The sequence below is a fragment of the Acinetobacter wuhouensis genome (assembly GCF_001696605.3).
GTDB classification, from domain to species: domain Bacteria; phylum Pseudomonadota; class Gammaproteobacteria; order Pseudomonadales; family Moraxellaceae; genus Acinetobacter; species Acinetobacter wuhouensis.
Map to the genome: position 1 here is coordinate 3,480,959 of NZ_CP031716.1, position 15,942 is coordinate 3,496,900.

Annotated in this window: 13 protein-coding genes and 2 tRNA genes; 6 read left to right on the forward strand and 9 right to left on the reverse strand. The window is 40.3% G+C overall.

Features of this window, described 5'->3' with window-relative positions; genetic code table 11:
- Window positions 1-3: 3 nt before the first annotated feature.
- The 6 genes from ftsI to BEN71_RS17315 form a co-directional block, all read right to left on the reverse strand.
- The gene (gene ftsI, locus BEN71_RS17290) at window positions 4-1,839 is read right to left on the reverse strand and encodes a penicillin-binding protein PBP3 (protein ID WP_068975051.1); all 1,836 of its coding nucleotides are present in this window, start codon (window positions 1,837-1,839) and stop codon (window positions 4-6) included.
- Window positions 1,840-1,848: 9 nt separating this feature from the next.
- Complete coding sequence (gene ftsL / locus BEN71_RS17295) at window positions 1,849-2,181, reverse strand: cell division protein FtsL (RefSeq protein WP_068975050.1); 333 nt, start codon at window positions 2,179-2,181, stop codon at window positions 1,849-1,851.
- A complete protein-coding gene (gene rsmH / locus BEN71_RS17300; protein ID WP_068975049.1) occupies window positions 2,178-3,104 on the reverse strand; it encodes a 16S rRNA (cytosine(1402)-N(4))-methyltransferase RsmH in 927 nt (308 codons plus the stop codon). The genes ftsL and rsmH overlap by 4 nt, the downstream gene beginning before the upstream one ends.
- A 153-nt stretch (window positions 3,105-3,257) precedes the next feature.
- Window positions 3,258-3,719, reverse strand: coding sequence for a GNAT family N-acetyltransferase (locus BEN71_RS17305; protein WP_068975048.1), 462 nt, complete (start codon window positions 3,717-3,719; stop codon window positions 3,258-3,260).
- Between the two features lie 99 nt (window positions 3,720-3,818).
- On the reverse strand, window positions 3,819-4,835 hold the full coding sequence (locus BEN71_RS17310; protein WP_068975047.1) for a sulfate ABC transporter substrate-binding protein: 1,017 nt from the start codon (window positions 4,833-4,835) through the stop codon (window positions 3,819-3,821).
- Between the two features lie 297 nt (window positions 4,836-5,132).
- Window positions 5,133-6,125 (reverse strand): sulfate ABC transporter substrate-binding protein, encoded by a 993-nt coding sequence (locus BEN71_RS17315; RefSeq protein WP_068975046.1) that lies wholly within the window; start codon window positions 6,123-6,125, stop codon window positions 5,133-5,135.
- A 364-nt stretch (window positions 6,126-6,489) separates the two neighbouring features.
- On the opposite strand from BEN71_RS17315, the gene BEN71_RS17320 reads away from it, so the two are divergent.
- From BEN71_RS17320 to BEN71_RS17340, 5 genes are all read left to right on the forward strand, one after another.
- Window positions 6,490-6,798, forward strand: coding sequence for a hypothetical protein (locus tag BEN71_RS17320; protein ID WP_068975045.1), 309 nt, complete (start codon window positions 6,490-6,492; stop codon window positions 6,796-6,798).
- Window positions 6,799-6,964: 166 nt separating this feature from the next.
- Window positions 6,965-8,473 (forward strand): glutamate--tRNA ligase, encoded by a 1,509-nt coding sequence (gltX, locus tag BEN71_RS17325; protein ID WP_068975044.1) that lies wholly within the window; start codon window positions 6,965-6,967, stop codon window positions 8,471-8,473.
- Window positions 8,474-8,530: 57 nt separating this feature from the next.
- Window positions 8,531-8,606: transfer RNA gene (locus tag BEN71_RS17330), tRNA-Ala, on the forward strand.
- 27 nt (window positions 8,607-8,633) lie between these two features.
- Window positions 8,634-8,709, forward strand: a tRNA-Glu gene (locus BEN71_RS17335).
- A 170-nt stretch (window positions 8,710-8,879) separates the two neighbouring features.
- Window positions 8,880-9,221, forward strand: a complete 342-nt coding sequence (locus BEN71_RS17340) for a hypothetical protein (RefSeq protein ID WP_068975043.1) — start codon at window positions 8,880-8,882, stop codon at window positions 9,219-9,221.
- A 39-nt stretch (window positions 9,222-9,260) separates the two neighbouring features.
- Here BEN71_RS17340 and BEN71_RS17345 read toward each other — a convergent pair whose 3' ends face one another.
- Entirely contained in the window at window positions 9,261-10,229 is a 969-nt protein-coding gene (locus tag BEN71_RS17345; RefSeq protein ID WP_068975042.1) for a cation diffusion facilitator family transporter, read from the reverse strand.
- Window positions 10,230-10,599: 370 nt separating this feature from the next.
- On the opposite strand from BEN71_RS17345, the gene BEN71_RS17350 reads away from it, so the two are divergent.
- The gene (locus BEN71_RS17350) at window positions 10,600-11,409 is read left to right on the forward strand and encodes a DUF4198 domain-containing protein (protein WP_068975041.1); all 810 of its coding nucleotides are present in this window, start codon (window positions 10,600-10,602) and stop codon (window positions 11,407-11,409) included.
- Window positions 11,410-11,474: 65 nt separating this feature from the next.
- Here BEN71_RS17350 and BEN71_RS17355 read toward each other — a convergent pair whose 3' ends face one another.
- Together BEN71_RS17355 and BEN71_RS17360 are read right to left on the reverse strand one after the other, a co-directional pair.
- Window positions 11,475-14,654: an efflux RND transporter permease subunit gene (locus BEN71_RS17355; protein WP_068975040.1), complete on the reverse strand. Its 3,180-nt coding sequence runs from the start codon at window positions 14,652-14,654 to the stop codon at window positions 11,475-11,477.
- Window positions 14,644-15,942 carry an efflux RND transporter periplasmic adaptor subunit gene (locus BEN71_RS17360; RefSeq protein ID WP_068975039.1) on the reverse strand — a complete coding sequence of 433 codons (1,299 nt, stop codon included), beginning with the start codon at window positions 15,940-15,942 and terminating at the stop codon, window positions 14,644-14,646. Before BEN71_RS17360 ends, BEN71_RS17355 begins: the two co-directional genes overlap by 11 nt.

Genomic DNA, 15,942 nt, shown 5'->3' on the forward strand with positions numbered 1-15,942 from the left:
TACCTATTTGGATGCTTTCGCTGTTTCAAGCGGTTTGTCTAAAGGTACGTTCATTAAACGTAAAGATTCTTGCATAATTTTTGCGAAGACTGGTGCGGCAACTAAACCACCGTAGTATTGCCCACGTGGATTTTCCACCACAACAATAATCGCTAAGCGTGGATCACTAATCGGCGCGACACCTGCAAACAAAGCACGGTATTCAGTACTCGAATAGCCTTTATGGTCAGGGCGAAGTTTATGTGCTGTTCCTGTTTTACCACCTACGCGATAGCCTGGGATATTGGCTTGTTTTGCTGTACCGCCTGGCATGGTGACTTGCTCTAACATCAACAAGACATCATCTGCAATTTTAGGTGCCAATACCTGCTTGCCTTTCGGTTGATCATTCAACTTATAAAGGCTTAGAGGATATTCAACACCATGATTCGCCAACATGGCATAACCTTGAGCCAACTGTAAAATGGTTGCGTTCAAACCATAACCATAAGCCATAGTTCCAATTTGAGAAGGATTCAGTTTTTCAGGTGAAACTACCAAACCACCACTTTCACCAGGGAATTTCACAGCCGAACGTTGACCAAAACCAACTCGTCTAAAGAAAGTAGGTAATGTTTCTTTTGGCAATGACAAAGCGATTTTCGCTGAGCCAATGTTCGAAGACTTAATAATCACACCTGTGACTGTTAATGCACCATAATTATGGGTATCACGAATAGTATGCGAACCTAAACGCATTGTGCCTGGTGCGGTACTAATGATCGAATTTGGTGTGTATTTTCCACTTTCTAAACCAGCAGCAATTGTAAATGGCTTCATGGTTGAACCTGGTTCAAACATATCAATTGCCCCACGGTTACGCATGGCATCCTTATTGCTCAAACCGTTCTTATCATTTGGGTTATAAGATGGCCAACTCGCCATTGCCAGAATCTCACCCGTTTTCACATCAACAGCAATTGAAGATGCTGAACGCGCACTATTCGCCACACCAACAGCGGTTAATTCACGATACATAATATATTGCAGACGAGAATCGATACTTAATGTAATGTTCTCCCCCGCTTTTACTTCTTTTACCACTTCAGGCGTATTAATACGGTTACCATGCTTATCCCGCGAAATCTTTTGCTCACCATCTTCACCTGCAAGACGTGTGTTCAACTGCATTTCTAAACCTTCAATCCCAGTGCCTTCACTATTGGTCAAGCCAATAATCTGTGCATTGGGTTGAGGTTGCGGATAATAGCGCTTATAGGTTTTTTCTGCATAAACGCCAGCAAACTTATGTTCTGTTAAAAAATCAGCTTGCGGTGGTGGTACTTCTTTTTTCAAGACTAAATAACGTGAACGCGGACGCTCATACAAACGCTTTTTCAAATCTGCACGATCAATACCAACGACATCAGCCAATTCATCTAAATTTAAATTTTCATCTGGCAACTGTCGTTTAAGTTTACGACTGTTTGGCGTTTTCTTTAATTCTTCAGTAATTTTTTCAAATTGCGCTTTGGTCTCAAAGTATTCACGCGGATCGATCACCACTTTCATAATCGGAGAACTAATCGCCAAAGGCACACCATGACGATCACTAATCACGCCACGCATCGCTTTTAATTTTTCAGAACGTAAAATATTGGCATTGGCTTTATTTTGTAAAAAGTCTTTATTAATCACTTGCACATAAAATGCACGACCAATCAGCCCTACAAAGCATAGCAATACTACGCCCCACATCAAATAAAAACGCCACATATCTAAAGATATTGGATTTTTCCCTGAGATAGACGGCTGTTTTTTACGTGATTGCCGAGTCTGTTTAGTTTGTTTATCTACCATACAGATGCCTTACTTGTTCTGCGCTGATTCAGTTGGTAATGAAATGACAACTGTTTGCGCAGCTGGCGGTGAATACATTCTAAGTTGAGTAACAGCACGTGTACCAATTTGAGCTGTGGCACCAAATGTTTGCTGTTCAATCAACAAACGTCCCCATTCCGCATTGATACTTTCACGTTCACGCATATAACTATTCAAATCACGAAAGTCATGACGATAGGTAAAAACTTGCAAAACCACCATAAATGCACTGATCAACACTGCACTGATCAAAATGCCATAAACAACCACTTTTTTGATTGCCAGTTTATGCTTTGATTCTTCTACAATCTCTTCTTTCATTCTGCGCCTTTTTGTTCTAAGCGTTCTGCTACTCTCAGCCACGCACTTCGTGAACGAGGATTGGCTTTTACTTCTTCCTCACTGGCACGAATTCGTTCTACTTTTTTCAGTCTACGATGATCAATAACCTTTTGTGGTAAACCCCATCCATTATCTTCTGGCAATGTTGATTCTTTTTGAATAAATTGCTTAATGATACGATCTTCTAAAGAATGAAAGCTAATCACTGCTAAACGTGCATTTGATTTTAGCAAATCTACAGCCTGCGGTAAAAAAACATGTACATCATCCAACTCTTTATTGATTTCAATGCGAATCGCTTGGAATGTACGTGTTGCCGCATGCTTATTTTTTTCCCACTTCGGATGAGCAACTTTCACAATTTCAGCCAATTCACCCGTGGTTTTGATATAACCCGCTTGCTTAATGGCTTTGGCAATGCGACGACTATAACGCTCTTCCCCATATTGGAAAATAACATTGGCTAAATGTTCTTCATCTACATCAACCAACCACTCCGCAGCAGTTTGACCTTGGGAATTATCCATACGCATATCAAGTGGTCCATCTTTCATAAAACTAAAACCACGATCTGCTTGATCTAGTTGTGGTGATGACACCCCTAAATCTGCCATGATTCCATCCACTTGATAAATATCTAATTGATTTAATTCTTGTTGTAAATCTGCAAAGCTCGCGTGAATAATTTTAAAACGCGGATCTTCTTTTTCTAACTGATACGCAAATTCTAAAGCTTGAGGGTCTTTATCAAATGCATAAACTTTTGAATTTTCATCCAATTTTGACAGCAACAAGCGTGTATGACCACCGCGCCCAAAAGTCCCATCTACATAAATTCCTGTATTGCGGTCAGCAAGTAAAGCATCGACTGTTTCGTGTAGTAATACAGAAATATGAGACATAAGTATGGTTTCAGTTCAAGCAAAAAAGTAACTGCACATTATTACCTTGTTTTGTCAAAGCTCCAAACGACTTTTTGTAGGAAAATATTACTTTTTATAGAGAAATCCGTTTTAAAAGACAATCCTTTACTATTTTCAGAAATTAAACCACTTTTATTCTGTTTCAAGCGCATGAGTAGATGGACGTCTTTTCAGCATTTTCACATCACCATCCATTAAATGCTCTTGAATATGCCAACCTTGACGAGAGTAGAACGCACAAGCTCGACTACGACCATCTGTCTCTAAGCAAATTTCTGAAAAATGTTGGAATAAAATGTGCTCAACTCTCTCAAGCAATGCTTTCCCAATCCCCTTACCCTCTGCATCAGGATAAACAAACATAGCAAAGACACTCCCCTCTTCTTGATCTGCAATCGCAAACCCACAAACCGATTGCTCAAACTCTGCGACCCAAACGGAAGACTTTTGTTCGATCAAAGCTAAAATCGCCAAATCGGTTATCCCTAATTCAGTTAACTGTTCTTTGGATAAATGATTTTCTTTCACAGCTGTACGAATATCAAAAATTAGCTCAATATCATTTGGTGTGGCTGCTCTGATTTGAATACTCATATTGATCTTATGTATTTAAAAATACACTTAATTTACATAAAAAAGCCTCCTAAATATAGGAGGCTTTCTCTTTGCTAATAAAATTTAGCATTTTGAATTTTAACGTTTTGAATTATAAATCTGGTCAAACACACCACCATTGGCGAAGTGAGTTTGTTGTGCTTTTGCCCAACCACCAAAAACTTCATCAATTGTAAATGTCTTCAATGCAGGGAATTGTTTTGAATATTTCGCCAAAACTTTTGCATTACGAGGACGATAGTAATGACGTGCAGCCATGTCCTGACCGATTGGAGAATATAGATAGTTGATATAGCCTGTTGCTAACCATTTATTACCATTCTTGTTCACTGTTTTATCCACGATTGCAACCGAAGGCTCAGTCAAAATCGACATTGAAGGATAAACAATGTCAAATTTACCACCTGATGCTTTTTTGCTGACCATAGCTTCATTTTCCCATGTCAACAACACATCACCCATACCGCGTTCAGCAAATGTCGTCATTGAAGCGCGAGCAGCTGGATCCATTACTTTCACGTTATGGTACATTTTAGACACAAACTCACGTGCTTTAGCATCATTCCCGCCTGGTTGTTTTAATGCATAACCCCATGCAGATAAATAAATCCAACGTGGTAATCCACCTGTTTTAGGGTTCGGGGTAATAATTTGAACACCTGGCTTCGTTAAATCAGTCCAATCCTTCAAGCCTTTTGGATTGCCTTTACGAACCAAGAACACGACTGTTGATGTATATGGTGCTGAGTTATGTGGAAATTCTTTTTCCCAACCTGCATCAATTTGTCCAGATTTGACGATTTCATTAATATCATTTGCCAAAGCCAAAGTGACCACATCACCTTTTAAACCATCAACCACTGAACGTGCTTGCTTACCTGAACCACCATGTGATTGTTTAAAATCAACAGTGATTCCTGTACGTGCTTTCCAATACGCACCAAATGATTTATTAAATTCGTCATAGAATTCACGTGTTGCATCATAAGATACATTCAAAAATTCACGATCTGCAGCATAAGTCGTTGTCGTTGCAAGATTTAATCCAGTTGCAACTAATGCAGCGCTCAATAAGGCTTTAAACTTAGTTTTCATAATCAAAAATTTAAACCATCTAAAATTATGCTAAATATATGAAATAAGCTGATAAACATCAATTCAAGAAAAAGCCTCGTTTTAACACTCACATTGGATTATTACGATTAATTAATTGTTTTAATTTACAAAAGTATTCAACACCTGATGTTTTTATATTTTATATGTTTTTATTCTTTCTATATGAAGCAATAGAATAAGAAAATTAAAAATTCAAGACTTCTTTAATAAAGAAGCCTTGGGATATTCAAAATGAGTAGAAGAATAGAGAGTAAAGTTTTCTAAAAGAACTCAAGCTTACTTCTCAGCTGTAAATTGATCATAAACCCCACCATTAGCAAAATGTGTTTTTTGCGCTTTCGCCCAACCGCCAAACACTTGATCAATGGTAAATAGCTTAATTTTAGGGAATTTAGCACCATATTTAGCCGTAGCTTTAGCATCACGAGGACGGAAATTATATTTAGCTGCAAGATCTTGCCCTACAGGTGAATATAGGTAATTTAAATAGCCTTTTGCTAAATTACGATTTCCATCTTTATCTACTACTTTATCTACGATTGCCACAGATGGCTCTGCCAAAATTGAAATAGAGGGATAAATGATTTGATATTTATCTTTATCTGCACCAGAAGTTGCAAGGATCGCTTCATTCTCCCAAGACAGCAATACATCACCAATGCCACGATCTGCAAAAGTTGTTAAAGAACCTCGTGCTCCAGAATCTAATACTTTTACATTTTTATAGATATGTTTTACCAGTTCTCTCGCTTTTGCATCATTCCCACCTGGTTGTTTCAGTGCATAACCCCATGCCGACAAATAAATCCAACGTGGTGCACCACCTGTTTTCGGATTCGGCGTAATGATTTCCACCCCTGGTTTGACTAAATCATTCCAATCTTTAATCCCTTTCGGATTACCTTTACGTACTAGAAATACAACAGTAGAAGTATACGGCGCAGAATTATTTGGAAATTCCTTTTGCCAACCTTTTTCAATCAGACCTGCATTGACAATTTCATCAATATCGTTAGCAAGTGCTAAAGTCACTACATCTGCTTGTAAACCATCTACAACAGACCGTGCTTGCTTACCAGAACCACCATGTGACTGTTTAAATTCAATGTCTTGCCCCGTTTTAGATTTCCAAAATTGACCAAAGCTTTTGTTATACTCTTGATAAAACTCACGCGTAGGATCATAAGACACATTTAAAAATTCTTTCGCTGCGTAAGTATTCCCAACAGCAATTAAACTGATCGCTGATAAAAGTAATAATTTTTTCATTTGTTTCTCTTTCTAAGTCATTTCAAAACACTATATTTTTATTATTTCAATTTAACAATCATACATTTATAATTATATTTTCTATATTATTCATAAATTTACATATCTTTTAAAACGCATTAAATATGTTAAAAAAAGATATTTTTTATACATGATTTAACTTAAAATCAATTTCTTCACGATTCATACATATTTATATGCTATCAATATAAAGTATTACATTTCGTTTCAATGATTGTTTTTTAAACATTTTTTGTGTACTATTATTAAAAAATGTGACGTAGTTATACTTTTTGTTAAAAAATTTTGCTACAATCCGCATGTTAAAGAACAAAAATGTCACCATCTAAGGGGAGTTGATGGAATGAACAAACAGTTTCTACACATCTTGGGTCTAAGTTTAGGTCTTGCTGTCATGACGCAAACAGGTCATGCAGCAATTATTAAAGATACCAACAAACCAGTACAATCAACGATTGTAGATGATAAACTTTCACCAATCGAAAAAGCATTAACGCAACAAAAGCGTGGTGAAAATAAATTAATCTCTGACAAAGATCAGATTAAGGTATTGGCTTCAATTAAAAGTACTGCGTCACAAAACTTTTTAGCAGAACAACATCAAAAGTTTTCACGTTTTGTACAAGCTTTGTTCCAACCGCATAACTCTTAATTAACTTATATCATCAATTAAGCATTAATTAATTGATTTAAAAAACTAAATTCTTTACTCCCCAAAAGAATTTCTTAGCCCATTGCTTTATTGGTGAATTAACCCTTAAGCAAATGGGCTTTTTCGTTATAATAGTTTCAATTTACATTCTGAATAATATTTGTTTATGAACGTTCGTACTCGTATTGCGCCTTCTCCAACAGGTTTTCCTCATGTAGGAACTGCTTATATCGCCTTGTTTAACTTATGTTTTGCGAAACAACATGGTGGTGAGTTTATTCTTCGTATTGAAGATACAGATCAACTTCGTTCGACTCCTGAATCTGAGAAAATGATTTTGGATTCACTACGTTGGTTAGGACTCAATTGGTCAGAAGGTCCAGACGTCGGTGGTCCACATGCACCCTACCGCCAATCTGAGCGTATGGGCATCTATAAACAATATGCTTTAGAGTTGGTTGAAAAAGGACATGCATTCTACTGTTTCGCAACCACAGAAGAGCTTGATCAAATGCGTGCTGAACAACAAGCACGTGGTGAATCACCAAAATACGATGGTCGCGGTTTAAAACTTTCTCAAGAAGAAGTTCAACGCCGTTTGGCTGCGGGTGAAGCGCATGTGATCCGTATGAAAGTACCCGAGGAAGGTATTTGTAAATTTAATGATTTGCTTCGTGGGGAAGTTGAGATTCCTTGGGCGCAAGTCGATATGCAAATTTTGCTAAAAACTGATGGTTTACCGACTTATCACCTCGCGAATGTGGTGGATGATCATTTAATGGAAATTACCCATGTCATCCGTGGTGAAGAGTGGATTCCATCTGCACCTAAACATCAGTTGTTATATCAATATTTTGGTTGGGACATGCCAACATTGTGTCACATGCCATTGTTGCGTAACCCAGATAAATCAAAATTATCCAAACGTAAAAACCCAACTTCAATCAACTACTACAAAGACATCGGTGTTTTACCAGAAGCATTATTGAACTACTTAGGGCGTATGGGTTGGTCAATGCCTGATGAAAGTGAAAAATTCACTTTGGCTGAAATGATTGAAAACTTTGACATCAAACGTGTATCACTCGGTGGTCCAATCTTTGATGTTGAAAAATTGAATTGGCTCAATGGTCAATGGATTAAAGCCCTCTCTCCTGCTGAGTTATTAAATACTTTATTGGCTTGGAAATCTGACCGTAATACATTGGAAGAGATTGCTGCTGCGATTCAACCTCGTATTAACTTATTGTCAGAAGCAGTAAATTGGGCAGGTTTTTATTTCAACCAGTTCCCAACTTTAAGCAAAGAGCAGTTTGAAAGTAAAAAATTGTCTGAAGAACAAGTTCGTCAAAGCTTACAATTTGCAATTTGGCGTTTAGAAAGTTTATTCACTTGGAATAATGACACGGTTAGTCAAACCTTGATGGATTTGGCGAATCAAATGGAAATTAAACTGCGTGACTTCATGCCAACGTTCTTCATTGCGATTGCAGGTTCAACCTCTTCAACGCCTGTGATGCAATCTATGGTCACCATTGGTCCTGACTTAACTTTTGCCCGTCTGCGTCATGCACTTGAAATAGTTGGTGGTCCGAGTAAAAAAGAAGCAAAAGTTTGGGAAAAGCTCAATGAAAGCATTAAATTGCCGAAAAATGATGCAGTTGATGAAGCTTAACTGATTTTTTAGTTGACGAGTGCGAGCGTTATCCATAATATAGCGCTCACACAGACTGGGGTCATAGCTCAGTTGGTAGAGCGCTACAATGGCATTGTAGAGGTCAGGAGTTCGATCCTCCTTGACTCCACCATTTAGTTTTACTTGTGTTGCCTCACTTGTCCCTATCGTCTAGAGGCCTAGGACATCGCCCTTTCACGGCGGTAACCGGGGTTCGAATCCCCGTAGGGACGCCATATTCAAGGTGTCAGTACATCTTAATAAAAAACCCAAGCATAGAGACTTGGGTTTTTTATTGCCTGCTTAAAAATAATAGATGCATTCTATTTTCAATATGAAGTGCGTCTTTTTGCATTCTGAAGCAGAACGTTTAGAATAATAGCCAGATTATAAATGTGGAATGACCATGCAATACCAATGTCCAAAATGCCAAAGCCGAAAAATTCTTCCTGTTGCCAGTGCCAATGAACCCGCAGTGCGTCCCGTTGTCCCTAAAAGCTTGGTATTTTTGATTCCGTTAATTTTCATCTTATTGTTATTGGTCGTAATCAGCATTTTTATGTGGATTTTTGGCAATGGTGCAGGTCAAACTTTGCAAATCGCAACAGTGGTCATATTTCTAGCAACAGCAATCGCAGGTGTATTGTTTTGGCGTGATCTACCTGATTTTAAAATTTCTATGCAGTCATTCATGCAAGCCAATAAAACATGGAAATGTCGTGACTGTAGCCATGAATGGCATGTCTAATCTCAATCAATAATTTAATCCATAAAAAAACCATTCACCTTAATGTGAATGGTTTTTTTCATTATGCGTATCGTGATCGTGATTATCATGTTCATCCGCAGCATGCCCTGTCGTACTGTGCGCATGTGCCATACATTCATCATCTTCGATCTGCAAGGTCATCTCAGTAATGCCATGTTCGTGACTGAGCATTTCCATTGCATCCTGATAAAGTGCATTACGGTCTGCATGTGGTGCAAATAAATGTACGGTTAAGTGCACATTCTTTGACGTGATTGCCCAGACTTTCAATTGGTGAATACTCTCCACACCTTTCAGCGCCAGTAAATCATTGCGCAGTTTTTCAATATCAATCTCATCAGGTACACCCTCAAGTAGAATATTGATACTCTGTTTGAGCAAGATCCATGTTCTAGGTAATACCCAAAAACCGATTAATACCGCAATGACCGTATCGACCCACATCCACCCCGTAAAGTAGATTACGACAGCGCCAATAATCACCCCGATTGAACCCACAGCATCGCTTAAAACTTCTAAGTAAGCGCCTTTGACATTCAGACTTTCCTGCGAGCTTGAAAATAAAATTTTCATGGAAATCAGGTTAATGATCAGCCCGATGACCGCAACAATCATCATCCCCATACTTTGAATTTCAGGTGGATGACTGAAACGCTGATAGGCTTCATACAGGATATACATGGCAACCACAAACAGCATGGATGCATTGAACAGTGCCGCCAGAATTTCAAAACGCTGATAGCCAAAGGTTCGTTTATCATCAGCAGGTAACTTGCCGATTTTAATTGCCACCAGTGCAATCGCGAGTGCCGCAGCATCGGTAAACATGTGCGCTGCATCTGAAAGCAATGCCAGACTTTGCGTGATAAAACCTGCAATCACTTCAACGATTAAGAATGTAGTCGTCAATGCCAAAGCAAAAGTCAGCTTTTTGGCATTGCCCTCTGTCACCACTGCATGGCTATGGTCATGTCCGTGCTCACTCATTTTTTACCTCATTATTTTATGTCTTATGATTGATTTAAATTAATAATAGACCTCTTGCGAAAGTTATTTTCGGCGAGATCTGAATCAATATTGAATGTTCCCTCTCCTTTCAGGATGAGAAACTTGGTTTCGCAAGAGGGAGAGGTTTTCTATTTAAAAGCCCTCATCCTAGCCTTCTCCCTGAGCCATATATGGCGCAAGAGAAGGAACTTCCAACATTCTTTTGAATATGTTTTAAATCTAAAATTTGAACATTTTTCGACTTATGCAAGAGGATTAATGATAACCATTATCAAATAATAAAATTCTCATATATACTCCCTCACCAGAAAGCACTTTAGCTCAAACTTTATGCGAGAAGTTACTCCACATGAATAAATATATATTTTCAGTCTTATTACTCAGTTCATTTAGCACGCTAAATTATGCCCATGAACCTTATGTTGCTCCTCTTAGCTATATCACATCAAACACTCAAACTCCTGTGATCAGTGCTTATGCAGAACAAGCACTTCAGCCAGAATATGCATTAAAACAACCCGTTTTCAATATTATTCAGCCTGATCAAAGTAAGATCAGCATTGCTTCTGAGAGCACATTAAAGTCTGCCAACCTGATTGATTTACCTCTCCCACAAAAAGGGACATATCTCATTTCAAGTCAAGTTTCTTTTCCTTTAAAATACGCACTACATAACAAAGAGTGGAAAAGCTTCTTTGACATGCCGGCTGATAAAGCAAAACCGATTAAAGAACGTGACTACGTTATTCCATCTGATTTTAAAAAAGCGCCTACACCTATAGAAATCACACGTGAATGGTCAATCCAAAGTTATATTTCTAAAGAAGAAACATCGCCCATTCAAAGCGCAATTGATTCGCCTATCCAGGTTGAATTCAAAACCCATCCCAACAACATCACAGCGCAACAGCCGATCCAAATCAAAATTACAAAATATGGGCAAAGCTTAAAAGCACCTGAACTTGTTATTCGTGCTCAAGGGCAAGAAGAAGATGAAGCAACCCATGTCACTGTTGATACAAGCGGCTTCGCAACTTTAAACTTCCCACATGCAGGTCAATACCTTGTTGAAGTCAGTGAGAAATCAGATAAAACTGCTAAACCAACCAATCAGTACTACACCATTATTAGCTTAGGTGTATTACCTGCTGTAAAATAAAGAAAATAATTTTACTTGAACCTTTCTCTTTTAGTAAAAGAGAAAGGTTCATTGATTCTAAAGCGTTACTTGATTTTTTTCTCATTCATCCAGCGGTAAATCACCGGCAGAACCACCAGTGTCAACAAAGTAGATGACACAATCCCGCCAATGACTACAGTCGCCAATGGTCGCTGTACTTCCGCACCTGTACCTATTGCCAACGCCATGGGAATAAAGCCCAGTGAAGCCACGCAAGCGGTCATCAATACAGGTCTAAGACGTAAAATCGCACCTTGCCACGTTGCATGGTAGACATCCATTTGCTGACGTAGCTCTTTAATAAAGGTCAGCATCACCAACCCATTCAGCACGGCTACACCTGAGAGTGCAATAAAGCCTACACCCGCAGACATCGACAAAGGAATATCGCGTAACCACAATGCCACCAAGCCACCACACAGCGCAAATGGCACACCTGTAAAGACCAGTAAACTTTCTTTAACGTTATGGAACACTGCCATCAACAAAATAAAGATGGTGATCAGTGCCAGTGGTACAACCAGTTGCATGCGGGCTTTGGCAGACATCAGATTTTCAAACTGACCGCCATAATCCAGCCAGTAACCCGATGGCATTGGCTGTTTGGCTAAAGTGCTTTGCAACTCGGTAACAAATGAGCCCAGATCACGCCCTTCAACGTTTGCAGTCACTACGACCCGACGCTTACCATTTTCACGGCTGACCTGATTGATCCCCTCGATGTTGTCGACTTTGGCTACATCCCGCAACTGAATCAAACCACCATTCGGAATCTGAATCGGCAAACTCGCCAGATGTTCAGGAGTACGCTGTGCATCATCCAGTCGAATGACAAAATCAAAACGACGGTCACCCTGTAAAATCTGTCCGACATTCTGACCGCCAACACTTGTTGCCACCAGGTCCTGAATAGCTTTTACCGATAAACCATACTGCGCAGCTGCTGCATGATTCACTTCGACATTGAGTAAAGGTAAACCTGAAGTCTGCTCCACATTGACCGCTGTTGCTCCTGAAATGGTTTTGATTTTCTGTGCAATGAGATTGGCTTGTTGATTCAGTACCTCCATATCATCACCGAAAATTTTCACCCCCACATCACTGCGTACACCTGAAATCAGCTCATTAAAACGCAGTTCAATCGGCTGTGAAAACTCACTGTTATTACCAGGCAAAGTATCCAGAAATGCGATCATGCGCTGACGTAATTCATCAATCGTCTCTCGCGGATTTTTCCACTGATCCTTTGGTTTTAACAGCAATACCGCATCGGAAATATTCGGTGGCATCACATCGGTTGCCACTTCCGCAGTTCCGGTACGGGCAAAGATCGCTTTAATTTCAGGAAACTCTTTCAGCAATAACTTTTCGGTATTTTCCTGCATCCGCAAGGACTGTTCCAAGCCTGTACTCGGTGAACGCATCTGTTGAACTGCAAAATCACCTTCACTGAGCTGTGGTGAAAATTCACTGCCAATCTGTGTTGCTAAAACACCGGTTAGAAACAAAATACAGACCGCAATCGTGACCACGAACACTTTAAAATCATAAGCTAAATTTAACAGTGCTTCGTATTTTTGCTTTAACCACAGCATCCAGCGGCTTTCGGTTTCCTTAACTTCACCATTTACAAACAGTGCTACTGCAGCAGGAACAAAAGTCACTGACAGAATAATCGCGCCGACCAAAGCCAGAACCACAGTCATTGCCATTGGATGGAACAATTTGGCTTCCACACCTGACAATGCAAAAATCGGCAAATAAACCACCAGAATAATCAATTGCCCGAAAATGAGCGGACGACGTGCCTGTTTTGCTGCAAGAAAGACTTCCTTAAATCGCTCGGCACGGGTCAGTAAACGTCCTTTGGCATGCTGTGCTTCAGCCAGTCGACGGATACAGTTTTCCACGATCACTACTGCACCATCGACAATAATCCCGAAATCGAGCGCACCCAAACTCATCAGGTTGGCACTGATTTTCTGTTCTGCCATACCTGCCAGTGTGAACAACATCGACAGTGGAATCACGCATGCTGTGATTAAGGCTGCACGGAAATTTCCAAGGAATAAAAACAGAATGATAATGACCAGAATCGCTCCTTCTGCAAGGTTCTTCTGTACCGTTTTAATCGCTCGTTCCACCAGATCAGTACGATCATAAACAGTTTCAATCACTACACCTTTAGGTAAAGACTGCTGAACTTCCTTCACTTTGGCATCGACTGCCTTCGCGACTGTTCGGCTGTTTTCGCCCATCATCATCATGGCAATACCGAGTACTGCTTCCTCACCATTGTAGGTTGCCCCACCAGTACGCAGATCATGCCCAATTGACACGGTCGCCACATCTGCAACACGGATCGGGTAGCCATTTTTATTGCTCAGCGTGACATTCTGAATATCTTCAATACTGTTCAGCGTACCTGGTACACGTACCGTGAGTTGCTGACCATTGGTCTCAATAAAGCCTGCACCACGGTTTTCATTATTTTCCGTCAGTGCAGTCTGCAAATCCGACAATGGAATCTGCAACTGTTGCAGACGGCTTAAATCAGGTGTCACCACATAAGTTTTATTGAATCCACCAATCGAGTTAACCTCAGCAACCCCTGCCACACGTTGCAATTGCGGACGTACAATCCAGTCCTGAATTTCACGTAAATCCATCGCTGTATAGGGCGTACCATCAGGCTTTTTCGCATTCGGTTCAGACTTGATCACCCATTGATAAATCTCTCCAAGCCCTGTGGAAACAGGTGACATGGTCGGCGCAATACTGTCAGGTAATTCAGCCTGCGCTTCCTGTAAACGCTGATTGATCTGCTGACGTGCCCAATAAATATCCGTGCCATCTTTGAAAATAATGGTGACTTGCGACAAGCCATAACGGGAAATAGAACGGGTCATTTCCAGTTTTGGCAGACCTGCCATCGCATTTTCAATCGGATAGGTAATTCGCTGTTCCACTTCAAGCGAAGTAAAACCTGTCGCCTGCGTATTGATCTGCACCTGTGTATTGGTAATATCAGGCACGGCGTCAATCGGCAGTTTTTGATAACTGTAAATCCCGACGCCAATCCATGCGACAATAAACAGCATCACCCAGATGGCATTTTTAATCGCAAACTGAATCAGCCGATCAAACAGACCTTCTGGTTTTGGAAGTGCCGATTCTGTATTTAAATCTTCAGTTTTAGCATCAGGAGAATCATTAATGCTCATGGCTCGCTTCTCCTTTTTCCAGTTCAGACTTCAGCAGGAAACTGCCTTGGGCGGCATATTGCTGTCCCTGAGTTAGACCAGACTGAACTTCAATCCACTGACCATCACCTGAAACCTGCCCTAAAATCACAGACTGTGGGCTGAATTCAATTTTTTTATCATGTTCATGCGCCACAAAAACCGCATCTTTACCTTCAATTTTCTGTACTGCACTTTTCAGTACACGAATTGCCTGTGTTGAGCCTGCCTGTTGCAGTTGTACATTGACCATTAAGTTTGGACGCAGTTCAGTTGCATTGGAGAGAACTTTGGCACGAACCTGTAAACGACCTGTCTGTGCATCGGCTTCACTGTTCAGGGTTTGAATCTGTGCTTTAAATGCATTGCCCGTTTGCAAAGATTTAAATTCAATCTGCTGATTCGGCGCCAGAGTGGCAAACTCAGAACTTGGTGCAATAAATTCAAGCCACAACTGATCCAGCTGATCAATAATAAACAGCTGATCCGCCAACTGGACATTTTCACCGATCACCAAGTCTTTCTTACTGATCACACCTGAAATCGGGGCAGTCAGTACATAACGACCATTTGAACCTGAAGAAGCACCAAAGGCAGACAAACGCGCTTTGGTCGCCTGCACCTGTATCTGTGCCTGCTGATAAGCGTTATAAGCACGCTGATAATCCTGCTTGGCAGAAATACCCTGCGACCACAACTGACGCTCACGCTCATAGTCCTGCTTTGCCAGTTGCAGATTGGACTGTGCAATCTGTAAATTGGACTGCTGATCGACCAGATCAGGTACCAGTAAAGTTGCCAGAGCCTGCCCTTTTTTCACATGCTGACCCAGTTCAACACTGACCGATTGCACATGACCACTGAATGCAGGTGAAACGTGCGCTTGACGGTCTGTATTCACGGTTAATTTAGCAGGATAAGACGCTGATTTACTCACAGCACCAACTTCTACTTTTGCAAGTTGCACACCCTGTTCCGCCATTTGCTGTGCAGTCAGACTGATTGCTTCGGCATGACCTTCTGCGTTATCACCACCTTCTTCATGCGCATGATCACCCCCTTCTTTATGATCATGCTCCGCTTCTTTGCCATGCCCTTCACCGGCATGCGCTTCTGATTCACCATGTCCATCCATTTTAGCAGGTTTATTTTTACCTGAAATAAACAGCCCCAATGCAACCAAAGCAGTGATCACCAAAGCGATAATGATCAGCACTGACTGAGAGATTTTTCCATGTTGATTTTTCAAATTGTGTTTTAGATTGAACAT